This is a genomic window from Cellvibrio sp. KY-GH-1 (assembly GCF_008806975.1).
GTDB lineage: Bacteria > Pseudomonadota > Gammaproteobacteria > Pseudomonadales > Cellvibrionaceae > Cellvibrio.
Window position 1 is genome coordinate 4,152,999 of record NZ_CP031728.1, and the last position, 22,429, is coordinate 4,175,427.

19 protein-coding genes are annotated in these 22,429 nt (G+C 50.1%); 8 read left to right on the plus strand and 11 right to left on the minus strand.

The features are described from left to right. Nucleotides 1–35 precede the first annotated feature (35 nt). On the plus strand, nt 36–1,355 hold the full coding sequence (locus D0C16_RS17550) for an ATP-binding protein (protein WP_151033558.1): 1,320 nt from the start codon (nt 36–38) through the stop codon (nt 1,353–1,355). Here D0C16_RS17550 and D0C16_RS17555 read toward each other — a convergent pair. After that, nucleotides 1,352–2,212 carry a PA4780 family RIO1-like protein kinase gene (locus D0C16_RS17555; RefSeq protein WP_151033559.1) on the minus strand — a complete coding sequence of 287 codons (861 nt, stop codon included), beginning with the start codon at nt 2,210–2,212 and terminating at the stop codon, nt 1,352–1,354. The genes D0C16_RS17550 and D0C16_RS17555 overlap by 4 nt on opposite strands. 114 nt (nt 2,213–2,326) lie before the next feature. Between D0C16_RS17555 and D0C16_RS17560 the strand changes: the two genes are divergently transcribed. From D0C16_RS17560 to D0C16_RS17580, 5 genes are all read left to right on the plus strand, one after another. After that, entirely contained in the window at nt 2,327–3,343 is a 1,017-nt protein-coding gene (locus D0C16_RS17560) for a PHB depolymerase family esterase (protein WP_151033560.1), read from the plus strand. A gap of 102 nt (nt 3,344–3,445) precedes the next feature. Then, nucleotides 3,446–5,257 (plus strand): ABC transporter ATP-binding protein/permease, encoded by a 1,812-nt coding sequence (locus D0C16_RS17565; protein ID WP_151033561.1) that lies wholly within the window; start codon nt 3,446–3,448, stop codon nt 5,255–5,257. Nucleotides 5,258–5,579: 322 nt separating this feature from the next. Beyond that, the gene (locus D0C16_RS17570; protein WP_191968534.1) at nt 5,580–7,793 is read left to right on the plus strand and encodes an ATP-binding protein; all 2,214 of its coding nucleotides are present in this window, start codon (nt 5,580–5,582) and stop codon (nt 7,791–7,793) included. Between the two features lie 30 nt (nt 7,794–7,823). Beyond that, nucleotides 7,824–8,186, plus strand: a complete 363-nt coding sequence (locus D0C16_RS17575) for a response regulator (RefSeq protein ID WP_151033563.1) — start codon at nt 7,824–7,826, stop codon at nt 8,184–8,186. Between the two features lie 8 nt (nt 8,187–8,194). Then, nucleotides 8,195–8,644 carry a chemotaxis protein CheX gene (locus D0C16_RS17580; RefSeq protein ID WP_151033564.1) on the plus strand — a complete coding sequence of 150 codons (450 nt, stop codon included), beginning with the start codon at nt 8,195–8,197 and terminating at the stop codon, nt 8,642–8,644. Here D0C16_RS17580 and D0C16_RS17585 read toward each other — a convergent pair. Beyond that, nucleotides 8,641–9,840, minus strand: coding sequence for a multidrug effflux MFS transporter (locus tag D0C16_RS17585; protein ID WP_151033565.1), 1,200 nt, complete (start codon nt 9,838–9,840; stop codon nt 8,641–8,643). The genes D0C16_RS17580 and D0C16_RS17585 overlap by 4 nt on opposite strands. A gap of 233 nt (nt 9,841–10,073) precedes the next feature. Next, on the minus strand, nt 10,074–10,502 hold the full coding sequence (locus tag D0C16_RS17590) for a hypothetical protein (protein WP_151033566.1): 429 nt from the start codon (nt 10,500–10,502) through the stop codon (nt 10,074–10,076). A gap of 257 nt (nt 10,503–10,759) precedes the next feature. On the opposite strand from D0C16_RS17590, the gene D0C16_RS17595 reads away from it, so the two are divergent. Then, nucleotides 10,760–10,969 carry a cold-shock protein gene (locus D0C16_RS17595; protein ID WP_039918082.1) on the plus strand — a complete coding sequence of 70 codons (210 nt, stop codon included), beginning with the start codon at nt 10,760–10,762 and terminating at the stop codon, nt 10,967–10,969. 174 nt (nt 10,970–11,143) lie between these two features. Further along, entirely contained in the window at nt 11,144–12,904 is a 1,761-nt protein-coding gene (locus D0C16_RS17600; protein WP_151033567.1) for an ABC transporter transmembrane domain-containing protein, read from the plus strand. A gap of 67 nt (nt 12,905–12,971) precedes the next feature. Here the strand turns inward: D0C16_RS17600 and D0C16_RS17605 are convergent, their stop codons facing one another. The 8 genes from D0C16_RS17605 to D0C16_RS17645 all read right to left on the minus strand — a co-directional run bounded on the left by D0C16_RS17605 (nt 12,972) and on the right by D0C16_RS17645 (nt 22,297). Then, nucleotides 12,972–13,583, minus strand: a complete 612-nt coding sequence (locus D0C16_RS17605; protein ID WP_151033568.1) for a response regulator transcription factor — start codon at nt 13,581–13,583, stop codon at nt 12,972–12,974. Next, nucleotides 13,576–14,685 (minus strand): sensor histidine kinase, encoded by a 1,110-nt coding sequence (locus D0C16_RS17610; RefSeq protein ID WP_191968535.1) that lies wholly within the window; start codon nt 14,683–14,685, stop codon nt 13,576–13,578. Before D0C16_RS17610 ends, D0C16_RS17605 begins: the two co-directional genes overlap by 8 nt. 188 nt (nt 14,686–14,873) lie before the next feature. Next, complete coding sequence (locus D0C16_RS17615; RefSeq protein WP_225318738.1) at nt 14,874–16,052, minus strand: lytic polysaccharide monooxygenase; 1,179 nt, start codon at nt 16,050–16,052, stop codon at nt 14,874–14,876. Between the two features lie 309 nt (nt 16,053–16,361). Beyond that, complete coding sequence (phoR, locus tag D0C16_RS17620; protein WP_151033570.1) at nt 16,362–17,648, minus strand: phosphate regulon sensor histidine kinase PhoR; 1,287 nt, start codon at nt 17,646–17,648, stop codon at nt 16,362–16,364. A 151-nt stretch (nt 17,649–17,799) separates the two neighbouring features. Beyond that, entirely contained in the window at nt 17,800–18,498 is a 699-nt protein-coding gene (phoB, locus tag D0C16_RS17625) for a phosphate regulon transcriptional regulator PhoB (RefSeq protein ID WP_151033571.1), read from the minus strand. Between the two features lie 528 nt (nt 18,499–19,026). Further along, nucleotides 19,027–20,118, minus strand: a complete 1,092-nt coding sequence (locus D0C16_RS17630) for a hypothetical protein (RefSeq protein WP_151033572.1) — start codon at nt 20,116–20,118, stop codon at nt 19,027–19,029. A gap of 133 nt (nt 20,119–20,251) precedes the next feature. After that, entirely contained in the window at nt 20,252–21,085 is an 834-nt protein-coding gene (ubiA, locus tag D0C16_RS17635) for a 4-hydroxybenzoate octaprenyltransferase (protein ID WP_225319053.1), read from the minus strand. 642 nt (nt 21,086–21,727) lie between these two features. Further along, the gene (locus D0C16_RS17645) at nt 21,728–22,297 is read right to left on the minus strand and encodes a chorismate lyase (RefSeq protein WP_225318739.1); all 570 of its coding nucleotides are present in this window, start codon (nt 22,295–22,297) and stop codon (nt 21,728–21,730) included. Between the last annotated feature and the right edge of the window lie 132 nt (nt 22,298–22,429).

Here is a 22,429-nt window from a genome sequence, read left to right on the forward strand (position 1 = left end):
GCTAGCGCGAGATTATTTTTTTGTTTAAACGCACGATGAATTCTATTCAACAGCGACTGGGTATTGGCCTGGTTGGTTTGTTAATTATTACTGGCCTGGTGCTGGCACAAATTAGTTTCTGGTTGCTTGATCAGGGGCTGAGGCGCTATTGGCAAACGCATTTGCACCACGAAGCAGAAACGCTGCTCGCGGCGCTGGTACGCGGTGCTAATGGGGTGGAGTTGGATCAGCAGCGTTTGTCTGCCAGTTACAAACGCCCCTATTCCGGGGCCTATTTTGTGGTTGTGTTTCCCGAACAACAGTGGCGCTCGCGCTCTTCGTGGGATTACCACTTGCCTCTGCCGAAAACCCGGGGTTTGCACGCTGGTTTGGTGGATGGCCCGGAAGCGGAAGAGCTATTGGTGTATCGCGCGGACTTTCGCCGCTACGGTAACAATATCCAGATTATTACCGCACAGGATTACACACCGATTCTGCAGAGCTTCCATCGCTGGCAATGGATTAGTGCCGGCATAGGTATGATCGCGCTAATACTGCTGGTATTAGTTCAGCGTTATCTGGTTCAGCGCGCGCTCCTGCCGTTGGAGAAGGTGCGCGTACAAATCGCGCAGTTGCAGCAGGGGCAGCGCAGCTTGCTCGATCAACCAACGCTCGATGAGCTAAAACCTTTGGTCGAGCAAATCAATCATTTATTGCATCACACCGAAGACACACTCAGTCGTTCGCGCAATGCGTTGGGCAATTTGGGGCACGCGTTAAAAACACCTCTGGCGATTTTATTCAGCCTTGCTAACCGCCACGAATTAAATGCTCACCCTGAATTGCGCGATCAATTTCGTCAGCAGTTACAAAGTATGCAAGAGCGCATCAGCCGTGAGTTGGGTCGCGCTCGACTCGCAGGCGAGGTTCTGCCCGGAGCCTATTTTGATTGCGCAAAAGAGTTGCCGGATCTATGCAGTACCTTGCAGCAAATACATCAGCGCAATTTGCAATTGGAGTGGCGCGCTGAACCTGGCATGCGCTTGCCGTGGGATCGCGAAGATATTTTGGAGTTATTGGGCAATTTGTTAGATAACGCCTGCAAATGGGCGCACCAAAAAGTTGCTATTAACATTGTGTTGGAACATGCGCATTACGTCATTACGATTGATGACGACGGTCCAGGTATAGCGCCGGAATTGCGCGAGCAAGTATTAACGCGGGGCGCGCGTCTTGACGAGCAAATTCAGGGGCATGGGTTGGGCTTGGGCATAGTGCGCGACATAGTGGAACATTGTCGCGGTAAATTGGCGCTGGAAACCAGCCCCCTGGGTGGGTTGCGTGCGTTAATTTTGTTGCCCGCTATTCGCACTTAAAACTCGCCGTTGCGCGCCATACGCTCGCGCTCTTTGCGGTCTTCCTCTTCCAGTTTGGCGTGTTCGATAATGCGCATCATGGTGGCGATATCGGCATCCACATTACTTTGCGCAAATTGTCCGGTGAGTTTTACTGCGGGGTGTAAATTGCCGTGCTCGAATAAATCCCAAATTTCTTCACCAAAATGGGTGACTAATAAATCCGGCGCGTACTGGCCGAAATACTGGGTCATATTATTTACATCGCGCAGCAACATCATTTTGGCGTTGTTGTTGCCCGCTGCATTCACGGCTTGGGGTAAATCAATGACGACCGGGCCCGAGTGATCGATCAAGACATTAAATTCAGATAAATCGCCGTGAACCAGGCCAGCACAGAGCATGCGTACAATTTCCTGCATCATGCGGCCGTGGTAATCGCGCGCGGTGTCTGCATCAAAGGCGACATCATCCAAACGCGGCGCCGGGTCGCCTTCTTCATCGACGACCAGCTCCATCACCAGCACACCCTCCAAAAACCAGTAGGGTTCGGGTACCCGAACCCCCGCTTGCGCGAGGCGATAGAGCGCTTCTACTTCTGCATTTAACCAGGCTTCCTCGGCTTCTTTTTGACCAAATTTGGTCCCCTTGGCCATGGCGCGCGCGCGGCGTGAATTGCGCACTGTGCGCCCTTCCTGATATTGCGCTGCCTGCTTAAAGCTGCGTTTATGCGCTTCTTTATAGACCTTGGCGCAACGCACCTGGTTATTGGCGCTAACGACAAAAACCTGGGCCTCTTTGCCGCTCATCAGTTGGTAGTAAACCTCGTCGATCAAACCATCATCGACCAGAGGTTGCAGGCGCTTGGGTATCTTCATGAATAAATGGGCAGAGTTGAAAGTGCTAATGGTAGCACTGCGGGGCTGTGCAGCAGAAATATTCTGCGGTAAAAATACCCCGGTAATTCCCACAGCGTTTAGGAGACATCGGCGATGACCAATTTATCTACCCTGCACAAGTCGCGAACTCTATGTCTTGTGATCGGTTGCTTCCTATCCGGTTTGTTGCTGACGTTGCCGGTATTGGCAACTAGCGGGGATAAAACGATCCGCGAACGCATCAAAGAGCGCCGTTCGGATGCACAGCCAGATGTGCCCATAACCAAACCCGGAGATTATGAGCGCAGCCTGCTGCATTATGGGGTCAATCGTCATTATCGAATCCACGTTCCACGCGCTTATAACCCGGCAACGCCAACACCCTTGGTCGTGGCCTTTCATGGCGGTGGGGGCGATAGCGATTATATGGCGCAGGATAAATACTACGGCTTGATTTCAAAATCCGATGCTGCAGGTTTCGTTGTGGTATTTCCCAATGGTTACAGCAAATTCCGCTCGGGCAAATTTGCCACCTGGAATGCCGGCGCCTGCTGCGCCAATGCGCGCGACAAAAATAGCGATGATGTGGGATTCGTGCGGGCCATGTTGCGCAAAGTATCTGCTGAGTTAATGATTGATCGCCAGCGCATATACGCAACAGGGATGTCCAACGGCGGCATGATGTCCTATCGCCTGGCCTGTGAAATGGCCGATACCTTTGCCGCAATTGCCGCCGTGGCTGGCACTGACAATACGCTCAGCTGCGCACCGCGCAAACCCGTTTCGATTCTGCATATCCACGCGGCGAACGATGATCGCGTACTGTTTAATGGTGGCGCAGGGGAAAAATTCAGGGATGAGTCCAAGGTCACCGACTTCATTTCTGTTCCGGCGACCATCGCCAAATGGGTAAAACAAAACCAGTGCGGCAGCCAGCCACGGCGAGTGCTGGAAAAGCCGGGCGCCTATTGCGAGCAATATTCCCACTGTGCAGGTGCGGTGAAAGTACAGCTGTGCGTAACCGAGACGGGTGGGCACTCCTGGCCGGGCGGAAGCAAGCCGCGCGGCGATGAACCTCCCTCGCAAGCGATCTCGGCCAATGACGTCATGTGGGATTTTTTCTCCCAATAAACGCACCGCGTATTGATAATTGCGTTTCAGGGCCCATCTCGGTGGTTGCTCCCTGGCGAGCAGCTATCCTTTCATCTCCCCATTGATCAAAAGGCTCTCCTTATGCGCGGCATGCACTCGTCCGGACTATCGGTTCACCCTAACAATGAAGTGCGTGAAGAAAGCCCGAAGGTCAATTTGCGCCAAAGCATGAACTACCTGCTGCCCTATTTATGGGAATTTAAAGGGCGGGTGCTGTTGGCGATGCTGGCACTGCTTGCTGCCAAAGGCGCAACGCTAGTGATGCCCTGGGCACTGAAACATATTATCGATGGCGTTGATCGCAGCCTCGCGCCAGAACTTGCACTACCGGCATTTTTTATTTTGTTTTACGGCGCCCTGCGTTTTGGGAGTGTATTTTTTGGTGAAGTGCGCGATGCCTTATTCAGCCGCGTTACCGAACACGCCATGCGCAAAATTGGTTTGCGCGTGTTCAAACATTTGCATTCGCTTGAATTGGCATTTCATTTGGATCGCGCCACCGGGGGCATCAGCCGCGATATAGAGCGTGGCACCAACGGCATCAGTTTTTTAATGCGCTTTTTAATGTTCAATATCGTTCCCACCCTGTTTGAAATTCTCATGGTGGCAATCATTTTTGCCGCGGCCTTTTCTATTTGGTATGCCGTAATCACTCTGATCGCCGTGGCGGTTTATGTTGTCTTCACCATCTACACCACTGAGTGGCGCAATAAGTTTGTACGCGAAGCCAATCAGGCAGACTCCTCCACCAGTACCCGCGCAATAGACTCATTACTCAATTACGAAACGGTAAAATACTTCAACAACGAAAATTACGAAGCCGAGACCTACGATAAATTTCTGGAAAAGTGGGAGTCCGCCAAATTAAAAAATCGCATGTCGCTACTCGCACTCAACTCGGGCCAAGCGCTGATTATCGCACTGGCAATGACGGCCATGATGTGGATGGCGGCGCAGAGTGTGCTGGATAAAACCATGACCCTGGGTGATTTGGCGATGATTAATGCCTATATGATCCAGCTGTTTATTCCGCTCAACTTCCTCGGTTTTGTCTATCGCGAAATTCGCCGTTCGCTCACTGATTTGGAAAATATGCTGGCGCTGTTAAAGCGCACTCCAGCGATTAGCGATGCAGCTGACGCAAAGCCACTGCAAGTAAGTCGCGGGGAAATTTGTTGGCAGCAGGTGGATTTTGGCTATCACAAAGAGCGCCCGATTTTGCAACAACTGGACCTGCATATTCCCGCTGGCAGTAAATTGGCCATTGTCGGCTCATCTGGCGCCGGGAAAAGTACCCTCTCGCGCTTGCTCTATCGCTTTTACGATATTGATGGCGGAAACATTTCTATCGATGGTCAGGATATTCGCTCAGTCACCTTGGATTCGTTGCGCCGTGCGATCGCGATAGTGCCACAGGATACGGTTCTGTTTAACACCAGCATTCGCGAGAACATCGCCTACGGCAATCCCTCGGCAACGAATGAAGAAATCGATCGCGCAATTAAAATGGCCCACCTGGAGCAATTTATTAATAGCCTGCCCAACGGCGATCAAACACTGGTGGGTGAGCGCGGCTTAAAAGTTTCCGGGGGCGAGAAGCAGCGCATCGCTATCGCGCGGGTGCTTTTAAAAGGCGCAAGTATTCTAATTTTCGATGAGGCGACCAGTGCGTTGGACTCAAAATCTGAAGCAGCGATACTGGATGCGATGCGCGAAGTGTCCAGTGGCCATACCACGTTGGTAATTGCTCATCGCTTGTCCACGGTAGTGGATGCGGATTGCATAGTGGTCATGGAAAATGGCCATGTCATAGAACAGGGGACTCACAATGAGTTACTCGCGCTGCAGGGCTACTACGCCAAACTTTGGGCCATGCAGTTACAAGAAGAATAATTTGCGGTAAAAGAACTAATTTCGTGCGCTGCGCCAAAAGTTTGCACCAATATGCATGCCTTGGCGCATCAACTCACATATCCTTTTTATCACAGATAAAAAATTACCCGCACCAAAAATAATCAAACGCCGTTATTTCAGGTTTAATTCCTATGTCAAACGCGAATTTATGGCGATTGGCACAAGTTTCGCTAAAGCCCGGTCACTACAAGTGAATTAACAATTCACGGAGCTGTTCTTAAGGGCAAACGTTAAGGAAGATATGGAACGCCCGGCCGCTCGACCACAGCGGTAATCACTACTCATGATCACGGGCGAACACATGTCAGGACTATTCAATTTCGATTTCGGTAAATACCGCGGCATAATTATTTCGGTTGCATTGTTTTTATTGCTCGACGCATCGGTATTAATTTTCAACTTCTACGTTTCCTATGAAATTGCCGATGATGCGGTGGGTGTAAACCTGGCCGGGCGCCAGCGGATGCTATCGCAGCGCATGGCGAAAACCCTGCTGGTGTTGGATGCATCCAAAGATGATCCTATTGCATTCAAAAATGCCTTCGATGAATTGCAATTAAGTAAGGGCTTATTTGATGAAACCCTGAGTGGATTTATTAATGGCGGCCAAGCACGCGGTGCAGGCAAAGACATAGTCACTCTGGAGCCCGTCCGCAATCGTCTGGGAAAAGATTCCCTGCAAAACACATTGCAGTTGTGGTTGCCCTATAAAAAATCCATTGAAATTTTTGCGGACACCCTGGCTCGCGGTGAAGATTATTCGAGTGCGCTGGCAGTGGCAGTCGCATTGGCGCGCACCCACAATCTTACCATGCTCGCCTCCATGAACGATCTCACCGTGAGTTTGGAGCAGGTGGCTGCGTCTAAAGCGACCCGCTTGCGCGCCATTCAAACTCTGGGCATTTGCCTCGCGATTATCAACTTCCTGTTTATTATGTTGCACTTTGTGCGGCAGCTGCGCGACAGCGATAAAGTGATCGAAAAAGCGCGCCGGGAAACGACTGAAATTCTGGAAACCGTTAACGAAGGTCTGTTCCTGATTGACAAGGATTTGGTTATCGGTGAACAACATTCTGCAAAATTATCAGACGTGTTGGGCAAGCAGCAATTTGGTGGTCAGTCCTTCCAGTCGCTGCTGGAAAACATTGTCAGTGCGAAAGATGCCGACACCGCGCGTGGTTTTATCGAACTGTTGTTTGACCAAAAGATCAAGGAAAAGCTGATTGGCGATTTAAATCCGCTCAACAATGTGGAAGTGAATATTGCCAACCAAAGTGGCGGCTTCCTGACCAAGCATTTGCAATTCAGTTTTGCACGCGCCTATCAGAAAAACGATGATGACATTGCAGAAATTTCTCACGTCCTCGTTACCGTGCTGGATATTACTGAGCAGGTGAAACTGGAGCGCGCGTTAAACGAAAGTCGCAAACACAACGAGTCGCAGTTGGAAATGATCACCAGCTTGCTACATACACATCCGGGTTTGTTGCGCGAATTTATCGCCAACAGTTTTAACTGCTTTAACCGCATTAATAATGTTTTGCGCCAACCGGCAAAAACCAATCAGGCTGTGCGTGATAAAGCCGTAAATATTTTTCGCGAAATTCATAATTTCAAAGGTGAAGCCGCTTCACTCAAGTTGGAATTCTTTGAAACAGCGGCACATAAAATGGAAGATACCTTGGCAGAATTGCGCGATAAGCAGGATTTAACCGGCAACGATTATCTGGGCCTTACCGTACAGCTGGAAAATTTAATCAGTTACACCCAGCAAGTGGAACACCTCACAGAAAAATTGGGTCAGTTTGCCATTGTAAGTGGCAATAAAGCAAAAACGGTATCTACCCCAGTTGCTAGCAACCGCCCGGGCCGTACCTGGGATCACTTGCACGAGTTCGTACAAAATATCGCGGCGCGCAACGGCAAGTTGGTAAAACTGGTGGCGAGTGGATTAAGTGAGTTGGAATTGGAACCCGGCTACGAACAACAGCTAAAAGAAATTGTAATCCAATTACTGCGTAATTCTGTAGTGCACGGCATAGAAACGCCGAGCGATCGCGAACTCTGTGAAAAGCCGATGGAAGGTCGGATTGATTTGCGCCTGGCGAAAATTTCCGATACCGAAATGGAATTGACGGTAATGGACGACGGTGCAGGCTTGGACTACGACGCGATTCGCGAAAAAGCATTTGCTTCCGGAAAATGGCCAGAGGATGAAATTGAATCCTGGACTAACAAGCATTTGTTGGGATTAATTTTCCACGAAGGATTTAGCACCGCACCGGAAGTTTCTAAAGACGCAGGCCGCGGTGTGGGTATGGAAGCCGTAATGAACCATGTACTGGAGCATCGAGGAAAAATTACGGTTTCCAGTCGTCGCAGTCGCCACTGTCGCTTTGTGATAACGCTGCCGATTATCGCAGTAGAATCCAACGCTGATTCCTCCACATGCGACTTTTCCTCAACAAAGTCTTCGAATGGAGATACATCGAACGGCAATGATATCGCGGCCTGATTTTTATAAGGATTTTTGGAGAAGTAATTAATGTTATCGCTAATGATTGTGGATGATTCCAATATTATCCGCCGCAAAATAGAACGCTGTAACGATTCAGATAAATTCCAGGTGGTGGCCGCGGCTGCGAATGGAATGCAAGCCGTTGCACTCTATAAGGAAACTCGTCCGCAAGTAGTGACTATGGATTTAACCATGCCGGAAATGGATGGCATTGCCTGCATCCAGCAATTAATGGCACTGGACCCAGGCTTGCGTATTCTGGTGATTTCCGCGCTGTCTGATAAGGCCACGGGCATTGAAGCCTTGAAAAAAGGCGCGCGTGGATTTTTGTGTAAACCCTTTACGGATGAACAATTGCTGGAAGCGCTGACTGAGTTAACCGAGGATTAATTGTTAAAATGTCTCAAGAAACCTTGCAAGTATTTATCGACGGCGTTGTGCGCTATTTTCATCACACCAACGACAAGGAAGTAAAAGTAGGCACGCCCTATCTGGTGGAAAACGACAATCCAGCGGCCTATGACGTAACGGGCATTATCGGAATTTCTGGCCCCTATCGCGGCTGTGTGTATTTCACCGCGCCGCGCATTTTGCTGAAACATCTATTGCTCAGTATTGGTGAGCTGGATACTAGCAACGAACATATTTTTGATTTGGTGGGCGAAGTGGCCAATACCATTTCCGGCAATGCGCGTAGCCAGTTTGGCCATGAATTTATGATTTCAGTTCCAGTGATGATAGAAGGTGCGCCCAACCAAATTCATTTGCCCCGGCAGATGCGCTCTTATGTGATTCCGGTTTATTGGAAGGCCTATCACGCCGCCGTGGTTATCTGCCTGGAACATTAATGAGTTGTAATCACACTTTTGTTGGCCCACCAAAACCAGATTTGGCAAATTAATACGCCCATTACTCCCGCGAGCATCAGCAATGAAAAAGGCATGGCGGTGCCGGTATAGAAAAATGCGAGCAGTGGCCCGGCAAAGGCGCCGCTGCCAAAGCGCAGTGTGCCGGTAACGGCGGTGGTCGACCCGCTGTTGTGGGGAAATTTCATCAGCAGGATTGCATCGGCATTGGTGCCCATCAGGGTGAGCGAGCCCATCAAAAATGCGACGGCGGCGACTGTGTAACCTATTGGCAATTGCCAATAATTGACCAAACATAACAGTAACGCGCTCGCTAGCCCAATGGCTAACCCTGTGCGCAGCATACGCAAGGGGCCGTAGCGTGTGACTAACCGGCTGTTGATAAAATTAGCGCCCATCAAACAAAATACATTCAACCCAAACAGCAAACTAAATACTTGCTCGCTAACACCGAAGTAGTTGATGTAAAGAAACGATACCGCGGTGATAAAGCAGAAAAATGCAAACGATCCAAACATCATGCTGGCGATCATGGGGCGTGCTTGCGGGTTGGAAAAAATAATTTTATAGCCGCTAAAAAAATTTCGGTTACGTTTTTCCGTGTCCGCTGCAATGGGCTTACTGATTTCCGGGAGCCATTTCCATACGAGCGCAAAAATCAGGGCTCCATAAATCGCCAACACAATAAAAATACTGCGCCATTCGCTAAACCACAAAATGCCGCTACCAATACTCGGTGCAAGCAGTGGAGCGAGCATCATCATCATGGACAGGTACGACATACCTTTGGCAGTGTGTTCCTGATACAAATGCCGCACGAGTCCCGGCACTACCACTGTGGCAGCCGCACCGCAAAAAGCCTGGGTCGTACGCAGCGTTAGGAAGAGTTCGATGTTGTGTGCGAATACCAAACCGACACTACTTAGGGTAAATCCTGTTAAACCAAAAATCGCTAACGGCCGCCGCCCGAGTTGATCTGCCAATGGCCCAAATAACAACATGCCGCTCGCATAGGCGGCGAGAAAAATACTCAGCGATTGCTGCACATTGCCAATATGGGTGTTGAGGCTGTGGGCAATATCCGGCATGGCCGGCAGGTACATATCGACAGCAAGGGGCGTAATGGCAATTACGGCGGCGAGCAGTACAATTAAATAGGGGTGGGATTCGCGGGTCATGAAATGGCTCGTTAACTAACTCAGCTTATAGACTAGACGGTGGTCAGTTAATTAACGAGCGCTCTGGGTAAAAGGGAATCAACCAAAATTTCGATGATTTGCGATTGTTTGTGCGAGTGCAGAATAGTATTTAATTCAAAACACGCCGTGAATACATCCATGTAGGCTCGAATCGGCATCCATGCCTCATACGGTTTTGAATCAAATACTATTCTTCACCTTGGAGTTAATCATTAATCGATGCAATTATTTTTTAATTTGGTTATAGCATCTGCATAAAGTGGTTGAAGAAGTTCTAATTGGTTATCGCCCAGATATTTTTGCGCAAATTCCCAGGGAGCAACGCCATTATTCCAATCGCAATTAATCGTGGCGATAGTGGCGAGGTTTTGCGCGACTGCGGTTTTTAAATAAGGGTGATACTGTTTTTCGGCGGCGAAGACGGCAAATTTATCCAGCTCGGCCACATAAAAATCGACCGGCAATTTAAAGCTGACTTTATGTATGCCCGCTTGCTCCATAATGGCTTTGACATACATGGGCTTGAGGCTGGCCTGGGTCTTTGGCCAATCTTCCAGATTAAAGGCGCCGGCTTGGGCTGCGGCATGAAATGGAATAAGCAGACAGAGGAACGTGAGAAAACGGGTGTAACGCAGGAACATAAACAGACTCCATGGGATTAATACTGACGCCATTATAACCATTTTGTAGTTTGAGGCGCCTGTAAGGCAAGTATCGATTGACTTTGGAGGTGGCGAGTGTACACTGGGCCTCGCTTGAAAGTACGATTAATATTTATGCACATCATTTCGAAGTTCCATTAAGTACCTCGTCCTGTTTCATAAGTAATTCCCACATTTCCAGCACAAACTGCCCGTTCGCGGGTATCAATTACTTCTGTTTAAATAGGATGATTAACATGTCCAAGACTGTTACCGGTACCGTTAAGTGGTTCAACGAAGCTAAAGGTTTCGGCTTTATTGCTCAAGAATCTGGTCCAGATGTATTTGCACACTTCAGTGCAATTTCTGGCACTGGCTTCAAAACCCTGGCTGAAGGCCAAAAAGTGAGCTTCACTGTGACTCAAGGCCAAAAAGGCCCACAAGCTGAAAACATCACTGCTATCTAATTTCTAACGAGATTAGCGGTAGCTAAAAAGGCGAGACTTACAGTCTCGCCTTTTTTATTGCCTGTTGTTTGGGCGACCCTGACCTGACAAAGATCACCTCTTGCTTGACGGCGCTTGTTTTTGGTCATCGCCCGCCCAATCTTCCTGAAAACTCCGCTGTAGTCAGGAACTGCTATGACAAATCCCCTCTCCCGTCGCGAAATCTTGTTTGATCTGCTGCGCCCCTATCGTCTGCGGATACTGGCTGCATTGGTCGCTTTGGTGGTTGCTGCAGCGTCGGTATTGTTAATTGGTCAGGGGTTGCGTCAGGTCATCGATAAAGGTTTTGTCGCTGGTAGCGCTGAATGGCTCAACTATGCGCTGTTGGGTATGTTAGCGGTGATTCTGGTGATGTCGCTGGCGACCTATACACGCTTTTATCTGGTGTCCTGGTTGGGTGAGCGAATCACCGCTGATTTACGCCGCCGAGTGTTTGCCCATTTATTACATTTATCGCCCGAATTTTTTGAGCAGAATCGCACAGGCGATGTGCTCTCACGCCTCACCAATGACACCACTCAACTAGAAACTGTCATTGGCTCCAGTGTTTCTATGGCATTGCGCAATGCGCTCCTTTTATTGGGCGGCTTGGTGATGCTAGCAATTACCAGTTTGAAACTCACCTTGCTGGTGTTGTTGGCGATTCCTTTTGTATTAGTGCCAATAATTGCGTTTGGCCGCCGCGTGCGTACCCTGGCGCGTGCGAGCCAGGATTCAGTCGCCAATGTGGGTGCCTACACCGATGAAGTCATCCACGAAATTCGCACCGTCCAAGCCTACGGGCATGAGGTTGAATCGGCGCACGAATTTAATACCAGGGTAGAGGCTACGTTTTCCACCGGCATTAAACGCATACGCCAGCGCGCGTTATTAGTTGCGGCGGTGATTACCTTAGTGTTTAGTGCTATTGCGCTAATTTTGTGGGTTGGTGGGCACGATGTGTTGAGCGGTGCAATTAGCGCCGGTGAATTATCGGCATTTATTTTTTACGCGGTAATTGTCGCGAGTGCCATGGGCACTATCTCAGAAGTCATCGGCGACGTGCAGCGCGCAGCGGGTGCGACTGAGCGATTGGTTGAATTATTGGCCACGCCATCCAGTTTGCCGCAAGTGCAAAATCCACAAGCGTTGCCAGTGCCAGCCGTCGGTGCTGTTGCTATGCGCAGCATTACCTTCTCTTATCCTTCGCGCCCCGATGTGGCCGTGTTTGAAAATTTTAATTTGCAAATTAATCCCGGCGAAAAAATTGCGCTGGTGGGGCCGTCGGGTGCGGGTAAAACCACGGTATTTCAATTGCTGCAGCGGTTTTATGATCCCCAAGCGGGTGAAATTGTGGTGGATGGCATTAATGTTAAAGATGCAGATATCAAAGCCCTGCGTGAACGTATCGCGTTGGTGCCGCAAGATCCGGTGATTTTTGCCAGCAGCCTGCGCGACAACGTGCGCTATGGACGCCCTGCTGCAACGGATGCAGAAGTTATTGCAGCATGTAAAGCAGCGTTTGCGATGGAATTTATCGAGCAATTGCCGGAAGGTTTGGATAGTTTTTTAGGCGAGCGAGGTGTGCGATTGTCGGGCGGGCAAAAACAGCGCATCGCCATTGCGCGCGCAATTCTTGCTGACCGCCCCATTTTATTATTGGATGAAGCGACCAGTGCTCTGGATTCCAACAGCGAACAACAGGTACAACAGGCCCTGGAAGTGCTAATGCAAAATCGCACTACGATTATGATTGCGCATCGACTATCAACAGTGATTAACGCCGATAAAATTCTGGTGCTGCAACAAGGCAGCATTGTTGCGAGCGGTACTCATCAGGAGTTGCTTGCAAGTAGCGAACTTTACCAACAGCTGGCTCGTTTGCAATTTCAACCCGGTGCGTTTCAGGATAAATAACCCGCCGTTGCCAGCGAGGTGATGCAAAATGCGATAAACCAGTTCATAGTGACTCTGTGTGAGTGGATCACACCAGACCGGTGTTAATCGCCTTGAGCACTGCCTGGGTTCGATCGCGGCAGTCGAGTTTGGCAAGTAGGTTAGAAATATGATTGCGTACTGTACCTTCTGCCAAAAAAATCGCGCTTGCTATTTCTTTGTTGGAAAATCCACCCACGAGCAAACGCAAAATTTGCAACTCCCGCTCTGATAGTTCCAGCGTAGATTTTTTTTGGTGATGCTCGCGCAGCAATTCCGGTTCCGCTAAAAACGTAGAGCCGGTAACAATCGCCTGCAAGCTACTGATCAGCTTTTCCAGCGAAATATCTTTTAATAAAAAACCATTGGCGCCAGCGATCAGGCTTTGGCTAAACAATTCTGCATCGTCAAAGGTGGTGAGCATTAACACCGGGGTGGAATTTTTTTGGGCGCGCAGCCGTTTTACTAGAGCAATTCCATCCATTTCCGGCATGCGTATATCGGCCAGCAGCGCATTAACCGGTTGTTGGGCGATTAAGGTTAAGGCTTCTTCCCCATTACGTGCTTCCCAGAGTACGCGCGCGTGTCCGGAAATTGCCAGTAGTCCGGCGATGCCTTGCCGTACCAATTGTTGATCGTCGACCAAACCTATATCAAGCATTCGTTAACTCCAGTGTGATGGATAAACGACAGCCTGTCGTTTGGGGAATTAATTCTGCGCGGCCATTAAACTGTGCAAGCCGCTCCTGCATCCCGGTTAAGCCATTGCCGGGTTTTATTGGCAATGAACAACCCTTGCCTTGATCGTCGATATCTATGTGGATGCAACGTTGATCTTGTTGTAAATTCAAATGAAGATACTGCGTATTGCCATGGCGCACGGCGTTGCTAATACCTTCTTGTATGCATAATAGTAATTGCTCTGCCATCTGCGCCGATTCCAACTGTAAGTCGCCGTGAATTTCCACGGTTAATGCAGGCAGGCGAGTGGCGAGTGTTTTTACTGCCTGACGAATGTCGACGGTTAGTGGGGTGCGTTGGTCGCGCACTACCGCGCGAATATTCTCCAACAATTGTTTGGCCAGTTGTTTGGTTTCCGCGACGGATGATTGCAATTGCTGATCGACTCTATGTTGCAAAATCTCCAGTTGTAAATTTATCGCAGTGAGTTGGTGGCCGAGAATATCGTGCAAATCGCGCGCGATGCGCAAACGCTCGTCCTGTTTACTGGATTGCGCCAGGATAATGCGCGTCGCCAATAGTTGTTGATTAACCTGCTCCAATTCTTCGCGTGCTTGCTTCTCGCTCACCCGCGCGAATGCGGTGCCCAGTGCAAATATTTGAAATCCCATATAGGTAAGCGCTACCACGATATGGTTGTAGAACTGCCAGTGGAAAAAAAGAATCGAATAAAACAGCAGATTGCTAAACAGAACTAATAAAATCGCGCGCTGCCGTGAAAAATAGTCAGCCAGTTGCGAGGCCCATACCACCAGCAGAATGGGTGCCAGGTCGCTGGGATAAATAAGCAATAACATGAGCGCAATGGTTAATTGCAGGTGTAAAAAAATCCGGTGCCGTGCGTAATAGCGGCGTTCGCCCAGATGGTAGACAACAGCGGCAAATAAAATCAGGAAGGAAACATAACCGACAATTCCAAGCGTCGCGTAGGACGTGCCGGCGAGACGTTGGAATTCGATGTATACCACCGCACTCCAGGTAATTACCCCTGCTAACATTGGCAGATGTTTGTCATTGCTCATTGGGCGCATCCTGTTTTGAGCTGACTATCTTAAGCCCTAAATCGTCTGCTTATGAACAGGATATTTGTCATCACCTTGTGCGTTTTTTTAATCAGAAAAGCAAAACGGCAATCCAGTTGGATTGCCGTTTTCGTTTCGCCTCGAACTAACTTGCAGGATTGTTCGAGGGAAATTTGCGCGCGCGTAGATTAGTTACACGCACGTACCAATGACCAGGCATTTTGCCATGCCCAACCGGTACCTGGAGCGTATGGGCCGCCCACAGTACACCAGCCTGAAACGGTACATTGATATTCGCTACCTGCGTTTTGTACTTTAGCGCCATTGGCGTAGCTGCTGCCGTTTACGTAAGCAGGCGAAGTACAGCTGCCAGTAGCAGTAGAAGAGGCGACTGAGCTAACAGCGACGCTGGACTTGCTAGAAGAAACTACCACTGCGCTGGAAGCAACAGACGATGAAGTCGGGCTGCCGGTACAAGCGCCCAAGTCTAACCAATGAGCGTATTGACCCGAGTTGGTCGCTGGGTTGTTGTTTTGGGTCCAGTAGTTAGCCTGGTAGCGATTTCCGTTGTACTGCACTTGTTGCGGGTTGGTGTACGCGGTTTGCGCATTCCACACAGGCAAGCTGGCGCAAGTATTGTTGGAAACGCTGGAGGCAACTGAACTGGCCACCGAAGAAGCAACTGATGATGGTGCTGCAGAGCTTTTTACCGATGAGCTGGTGCTAGCAACAGAGGAAGTTGTCGTGCCGCCGAAGTTAACGTCAATACATTGATAGAAACCTTCCGCTGCATCGCGCTCCCAGTCGCGTTGCCAGATTGAGTACACAATGTGGCGACCGGTACGTTGTGGCAGGTTAACCACATGGTTGGAAACAGCTTCCTGATCCGCTTTGCCTGAGTCGTGGATCAACTCCAGATCGCTCCAGCGCAGCGGTTGGCTGTGGTTATAGCCTTCTTTGGTAATGTAATAACGGAAATACCAGGTTTTGTGCGCCGCAGTGTTGGTCCAGGTAAAGGTACGTGGGCCAGGTACTACGTTGGTTGCTGGCCAGTCCGTACGCGCCAGGTCCATACCAAACAGGTTGGAGCGGTTGGCAGAGCAGAGACGACCATCAGGAATGAAGAACTCGTGGTTGTCTTTAACGCCGCCCACAGCAACCTCCTGTGGGGTGTAAAGACCCGCGTTGCCGGCTGCTTTTGCGGCGATACAGGCTGGATGGGTTGGGTTTTCAATACCGTTCTCAGCACATTGGATGTAACGTGATTTTGGAGAAGATACATATCCGTGGGCAAATGCCTGGCCTGCAGCCAGCAGTGAACCCATTACTACAGCGGCAATACCGCAAGTTTTTATTGTCTTTTTCACTCTCAATCTCCTGGGTAATTTAGATTGGTCATAAACCAGTGCGAACCTTAGGGTAATCGCTTGTTATTTAACTCATGCAGTTCCCTGCGCACTTGGCGTCAGGATCATTGCATGGGGATCGAGTCTAAAATGACAACGTTGTTTTATCCGGTCCGACTTTAAGTCAATAGGGTAATAGTTTTGTCATTAAGTGCGAATTTGCGAAGCAATTCCGGCTTTAAGTGCCAGTCAAGTTCGACTTTTGGTGGGAAAGCAGAAAAATTGACAAGGTTGTCACTTTTCTGCCAAGCGAGCTGATATCACGAAGGGTTACTTTTGCGGTAGAGGAAATATGCAGGTAAAGGTACTGCCCCGGCCCGGTTCGCTGGTGATTTGCAATTCAGCATCGTGGCGCATTAGTACATGCTTCACGATTGCCAATCCCAAACCAGTACCGCCCGTGCTGCTGTTGCGGCTGGCATCGACGCGGTAGAAGCGCTCGGTAAGGCGTGGGATGTGTTGAGCTTCTATACCTGGCCCGTTATCGCTGACGGAAAAGTAAAAATGTTTCTGATCCTGCCATAACAAAAGACTAATACGCCCTTCGTTGGGCGTGTACTTTACCGCGTTGATAACCAGGTTGGAAAAGGCGCTGTGTAATTCCTTTTCATTTCCAGGTAACTGCAAGGGCTTGGTGGTGTTGTTGCAGATGAGCGTGAGCTGCTGTTCCTTTTCTTTACTCAACACTTCGGCTTCGCTTTTTACAATCGCGAGTAGCTGTTCGATATTGATTGGCTTGTGGTTGTGGCCGGCTTCAGTGGTTTCCAGTTTGGATAACACCAGCAAATCATTAATCAATAGCGACATGCGCTTGGATTGCTGCAACATTTGCTGCAACGGCTTAATCCACGTAGGTGTAGTGTTGTTATCCACCAGGGTTTCTACATAGCCGTTGATAACCGTCAGCGGTGTACGCAGTTCGTGGGAGACGTTGGCAATGAAGTCCTGGCGCATTTTTTCCAGGTTATGCAGCTGTGTTACGTCGCGAATTACAATTAACCGTTCATTCTTGCCAAACAGGGTGATCTGGAATTGCAGCTGTTTGGACGCGAAGCGCGAGGACGGCAGTTCCAGTGGTTCCTCGTAGTTGCCTTCTTCAAAGTAGGTCACGAATTTGGGGTGGCGGATAAAGTTGATGACCGATTGCCCCTGGTCTTTGGTGCTGAGCGCCAGCATTCGGTGTGCGGCCGGGTTCCAGAAATCCAGATGGCCGCGCGCATCCAGAATTACCAGGCCATCTTTTAGTGCAGAGCTGATTTCCTGAATGCGTTTAATCACCGCTTGCAGGTTTTCTTTTTCCAGCCGCTGGTCGCGTTGTAATTGGTAGATATTGTCGAAGATCTGGCCCCAGATACCGCTGGCTTCGGGCGGGTGTTCGCTCTCCTGACGCACCAGCCATTGGTTGAGACGGCGCATCTGCCAGAGCATCCAGAGAATATAAATCGCACAGCCAAATAGCATCCAAAGCGCATAATGGTCGCTAAAAAAGCCAATCACGCTGCAGACAACGAGGATGACCAGAATACGTTGGAGTTCGGTACTGAAACCTTTAAGCAAGGGGGAGCCTCTTAGTTCTTAATCCGTATCCGGAGGTAGAAACCTCTGCAAGACACGCCGTGAACCCATCCATGGGGGCTCATCGTCGACGTCCCTGTCTCCGATGGTCTTGCAGAGGTTTCTACCTCCGGATACTCACCGCAGAGTGAAATCAGGCTTCAATGCGAGTGGAGAAACGGTAACCGGTACCGCGTACGGTCTGGATCAAGTCTTCATGGCCGTCTATGGTCAGAGCTTTGCGCAGGCGGCGAATATGCACATCTACCGTCCGCTCTTCCACATAAACATTGCCGCCCCACACATGATCCAGTAATTGGCTGCGAGTATAAGCCCGTTCCTGGTGAGTGAGGAAAAATTCCAGCAGCCGATATTCGGTGGGGCCCATATCGACCGACTGATCATTGATGGTCACGCGGTGGCTGGCGGGGTCCAGACACAAGCCCTGAACGGTAATGGGGGCGGAATTGATTTGCGGATCGGCGCGGCGCAATACTGCCTTCAAGCGCGCGACCAGCTCACGCGGGGAAAAGGGTTTGGTGATGTAATCGTCAGCGCCCACTTCCAGGCCCTGAATTTTGTTGTCCTCTTCACCTTTGGCGGTCAGCATGATGATCGGAGTTGCCGAGGTCACCTCATCGCGCTTCAACCGGCGCGCCAATTCGATACCGCTGGTGCCGGGCATCATCCAGTCGAGCAGGATTAAGTCAGGCTTTTCATCAATGATCAGGCCGTGAGCATCCTGCGCATTGCTCGCCTCCATGACTTGATACTCAGCCATCTCCAGTGCCACGCGCAACATATCGCGAATAGCGGATTCATCATCAACGATCAGAATTTTGCGACCAGTCATAAAGGTGCTCTGCCTGAGTAAACCACGGGAAGCTTCGGTATTTATGAAGCTAATATTGCAGCTTATTAAATAAGTTCAGTGTTACACATTTATGACAGTGTGCAGGATATTTGGGGGAAATATAGCACGTAAGATCTTTATGAACGCTGTTCTAAGGGGCAAACGCTCCGCCAAACCTGTATTGTTCGTTAGTGTGTTTAGGCGATGTATTTTGTTACCAAGTATGACCTTCGATAATGTCACAGGAGGGCGTCAATCGGAGGTTTCCGTTGATCGCTAATAGCGTCATAGATGGCTGCACCGCGTGAAACTGCGATACCTGCATCGGCAATCGGTGCTAACGCTTATCGAATTGGTAGATGAAGCCGCAAAACGTGCTGCTCGGTGAGTATTATCGAGAGGGTTGACCGAGTGGCGCATACTTTAACGTTAACATTAAAAAATGCGCCACAAGGGCGTTTTATCGCTGGCCTGCTTGATTGTTAAAGTAACTATCATGCAGGAATAATATTCCCTTAATCGGGAATATTATTGGACGCAACTAGCCGCATCCACCAGCAGGCTGGAAGATGTGCTGAGTGGGAAAATACCGTTGATGGCTCCGGTAATGGTGTCGTGAATAGCGACATCACGCCATACGTTTTGATTGGCAATTGTTTGCTGAAATCCGTAATTCAGCTGGAAATTGGCGACTGCCGGGATATTTTGCAGAGCACTGACCTGGAAAATTCGCTTGCCGCCGCTATTAAACACTTCCACGACATCGGCCTCGGGCAGACTGATCTGGATGGTTGAGATGTAATTCGCGTTGCGCAACTGCAGGCTCAGAAAGACGTTTTGTCCCTGTAGTACACCGAAACCAAGGCTGGCAGTACCCTTGTCAACACCTGCCTGAGTTTCGCAAACAACTGTAGGGCTGGATGAACTCGCGCTTGAGGTTGTAGCTCCTGAGCTTTGCGTCGCTGTTGAACTGCTGTTAGTGGTTGATGACGAGTTACCGTTACAACTAGCGGTATCGACCAACGTAGTCAGGGTGGTTGCCAGCGGGTTGGCCCCGTTTACTGCACTAGTAATAGTCTCGTAAATACCGATGGTGCGCGTTACGTTCAGGTTGGCGTTCAGTTGTTGGTAGTTAAGGTAGATCGACGTCAGGCTGGTTGAGGGCAGGTTTTCCAGTGCCAAAACTTCATAGATAAACGTTGAGCCATTAGTGCTTACCAAAGTTACATAGGCGTTATTCAGCTGGACTTCCGGAAATTGCCAACCAAGATCCGCGTTTTGCACCTGGAGGGACAAGTAGACTCGGTTGCCAGCTGCCACACTAAGCCCCAGTTCTGTCGGAGTGTTATCCAGTCCACTTATCAACGGGCAAGCAGCGACACTGGATGTTGAGCTGACACTGGAGGTAGATGAAAAGCTGGTGCTGGAGGAAGTCTTCGATGATTTGGACGACTTTGAAGATTTTGATGATTTGGCGGACTTTGAAGATTTGGAGGACTTTACCGATTTGCTGATGCTACTCACATCCTTGCCGGTCGGATGAGCCGGTTCTGATGCACTGACAGGTGCAGCAATAACCAAAGCTAGCAAGCTACTCGCGATGACATTAAGGTATTTCATTGAGTTTATCTCCTGATAGGCGATAGTCCTTTTGCAGCAATAATCCCTGTGCGGTGTTCCTTGCCACAAAAAAACCTGGGTTGAGGTTGGGCGGCGATTATATAGTGAGCTTGAGCTCCAACATATGCCTGAATTATGAAGATTTACCCACGGCTAAGTCGGCAGCTAACCCCACAAAAATCGCCATCCCCACCCAGTTATTATTGAGGAAGGCGTTAAAGCAGGCGTCGCGGGCGCGAAAGCGGATTAGCCACTGTTGATAGGCGAACAATCCGCCCGCTACTACCAGCCCAAGGTAGTAGAGGCCGCCCAATTCAAAGCGATTGCCCACCAATACCAGTGCGTAAATGGTTAGTAGCTGCAAGGCACCGGTGATTAGGCGATCTTGTTCGCCAAACAAAATGGCGGTGGATTTCACTCCAATTTTCATGTCGTCATCCCTATCTACCATGGCGTAGAAGGTGTCGTAGGCGACGGTCCAGAGTACGACGGCCAGATAAATCACCCACATATGGCGGTTGAGTTCACCGGCTTCTGCGGCATAGGCCATGGGAATTCCCCAAGCGAACGCGGCGCCCAAAACTACCTGTGGTAGGTGAGTGTGACGTTTCATAAAGGGGTAACAAAATGCCAGTGCCAAGCCGCCAACGGAGAGTTTGATGGTTAGCGCGTCGGTCATGAGGACTAGGCCAAAGGCGGTCAGGCAAAGTGCTATAAACAGGACGATCGCTTCTTTGCTCGAGACAGCACCTGTCGCCAGTGGTCGTTCTTTGGTGCGCGCGACCTTGCCGTCGATTTTGCGATCGGCGAAATCGTTAATCACACAGCCAGCGGCGCGCATCACAATCACGCCCAATACGAAAATCACAAGATTCTTGATGCTGGGAACGCCTTTGGCTGCCAGCCACAGTGCCCAGAGCGTTGGCCATAGCAATAATAAGGTGCCAATCGGGCGATCCATACGCATCAAGCGCCAGTAGTGCGGTGCCTTTTGCAAGATGAAATTACTGGATGGCGTTTTTTCTAGCAATTTTTCTGCATTTTTAAGGATTTTCGCTGCATGATTCCTGTTAGCTGGAGCTGGAGCTGGAGCTGGAGCTGGAGCTGGAGCTGGAGCTGGAGCTGGAGCTGGAGCTGGAGCTGGAGCTGGAGCTGGAGCTGGAGCTGGAGCTGGAGCTGGAGCTGGAGCTGTGGGCGTTTGAGTCTGGGGTTTAGTTGCTGTCGCTGACTTTTTCGGTGCGGACTTGGTCGCAGGTTTAGCGGAGGTTTCAGCGACCGGGCTTGCTGCTTCTTGTGTGCTATTGCCGCTGGGAACTTGCTCCGTAGCTGTCTTCTTTGGTGTTGCGGGTGCTGTGGTTGGCATTGCCTTTTTTACAGCCGGGGCCTTTACTTTTGGCGCAGTCTGTTGGCCGGTATTGGCCACAGGCGCTTCCGTTTCTGGTTTGGGGGTCGGCTTTTTGCGCATGACCGGTTTAGCCGGTGCCGGGCCGGGTTCTGCCGGTGCAGGTGTTGCCGCTGGGGTTACGGCAGGGTTTGCGGGCTTGTCGCTAGGGGTTGTCATTGCCAAAACGCCTGTGACTTGTTATTGGAATACCTGGTTGGCGGGTGATTATGCCTGTTCCAATGCGAGGCTGGCGACAAAATCCGGCAGGAAAACCTCACTCACCAGCAGATGCTTGCCATGCAGGGAAAAAATCGAGCGGCGCCCCCAAAGTAACTCTGACTCCGCCAGTGTTGACGGCACATAGCAATGATTGCGCTGGATGGCCGCAACCGCAATTGGACTGCGTACTAAATGCGACTGGCTAAACAAAAATGCACCCAATGGGCGAGTACGCTGTTTGCGCAGATGACGCAGTTCACCGGTAAGGCTAGCGAGTGGCAGGAGGCTGCGCGCAAACACCCAGGGCTGGTTGTTACCTTTGAGGATTACCTCGCGAATCATTACCAGGTCACTCATCCGTATCGCCAACACCTCACATTCATTTCGGCTGGCGCGGCCAATAAACTGACGAACTATCTCCACCTCAAACTTGCCAGTGCTTTTTTTGATCAGGCGCGCAGTTAGGGAGCCTGGGTCGGTTAACCAGTGTTGCAATGCCAAGGGCGGACGAATCGCGCGCGGCCAGAGTGCGAGTGGGCGCCACAATAAGCCGGGGGTGGAATATGCCTGGGGCAATCGCGGTCTCCTGGTCATAAAGCGGTTGGGTTGGCGGATAAAAACACTTGCAGTGTTCAAGGCGGGCCGCAGTTTATCAGCTCGTTTGTCTTGCCGTGTAAAAAATCGAGATAAGTCTGCCGCTTGCGGATT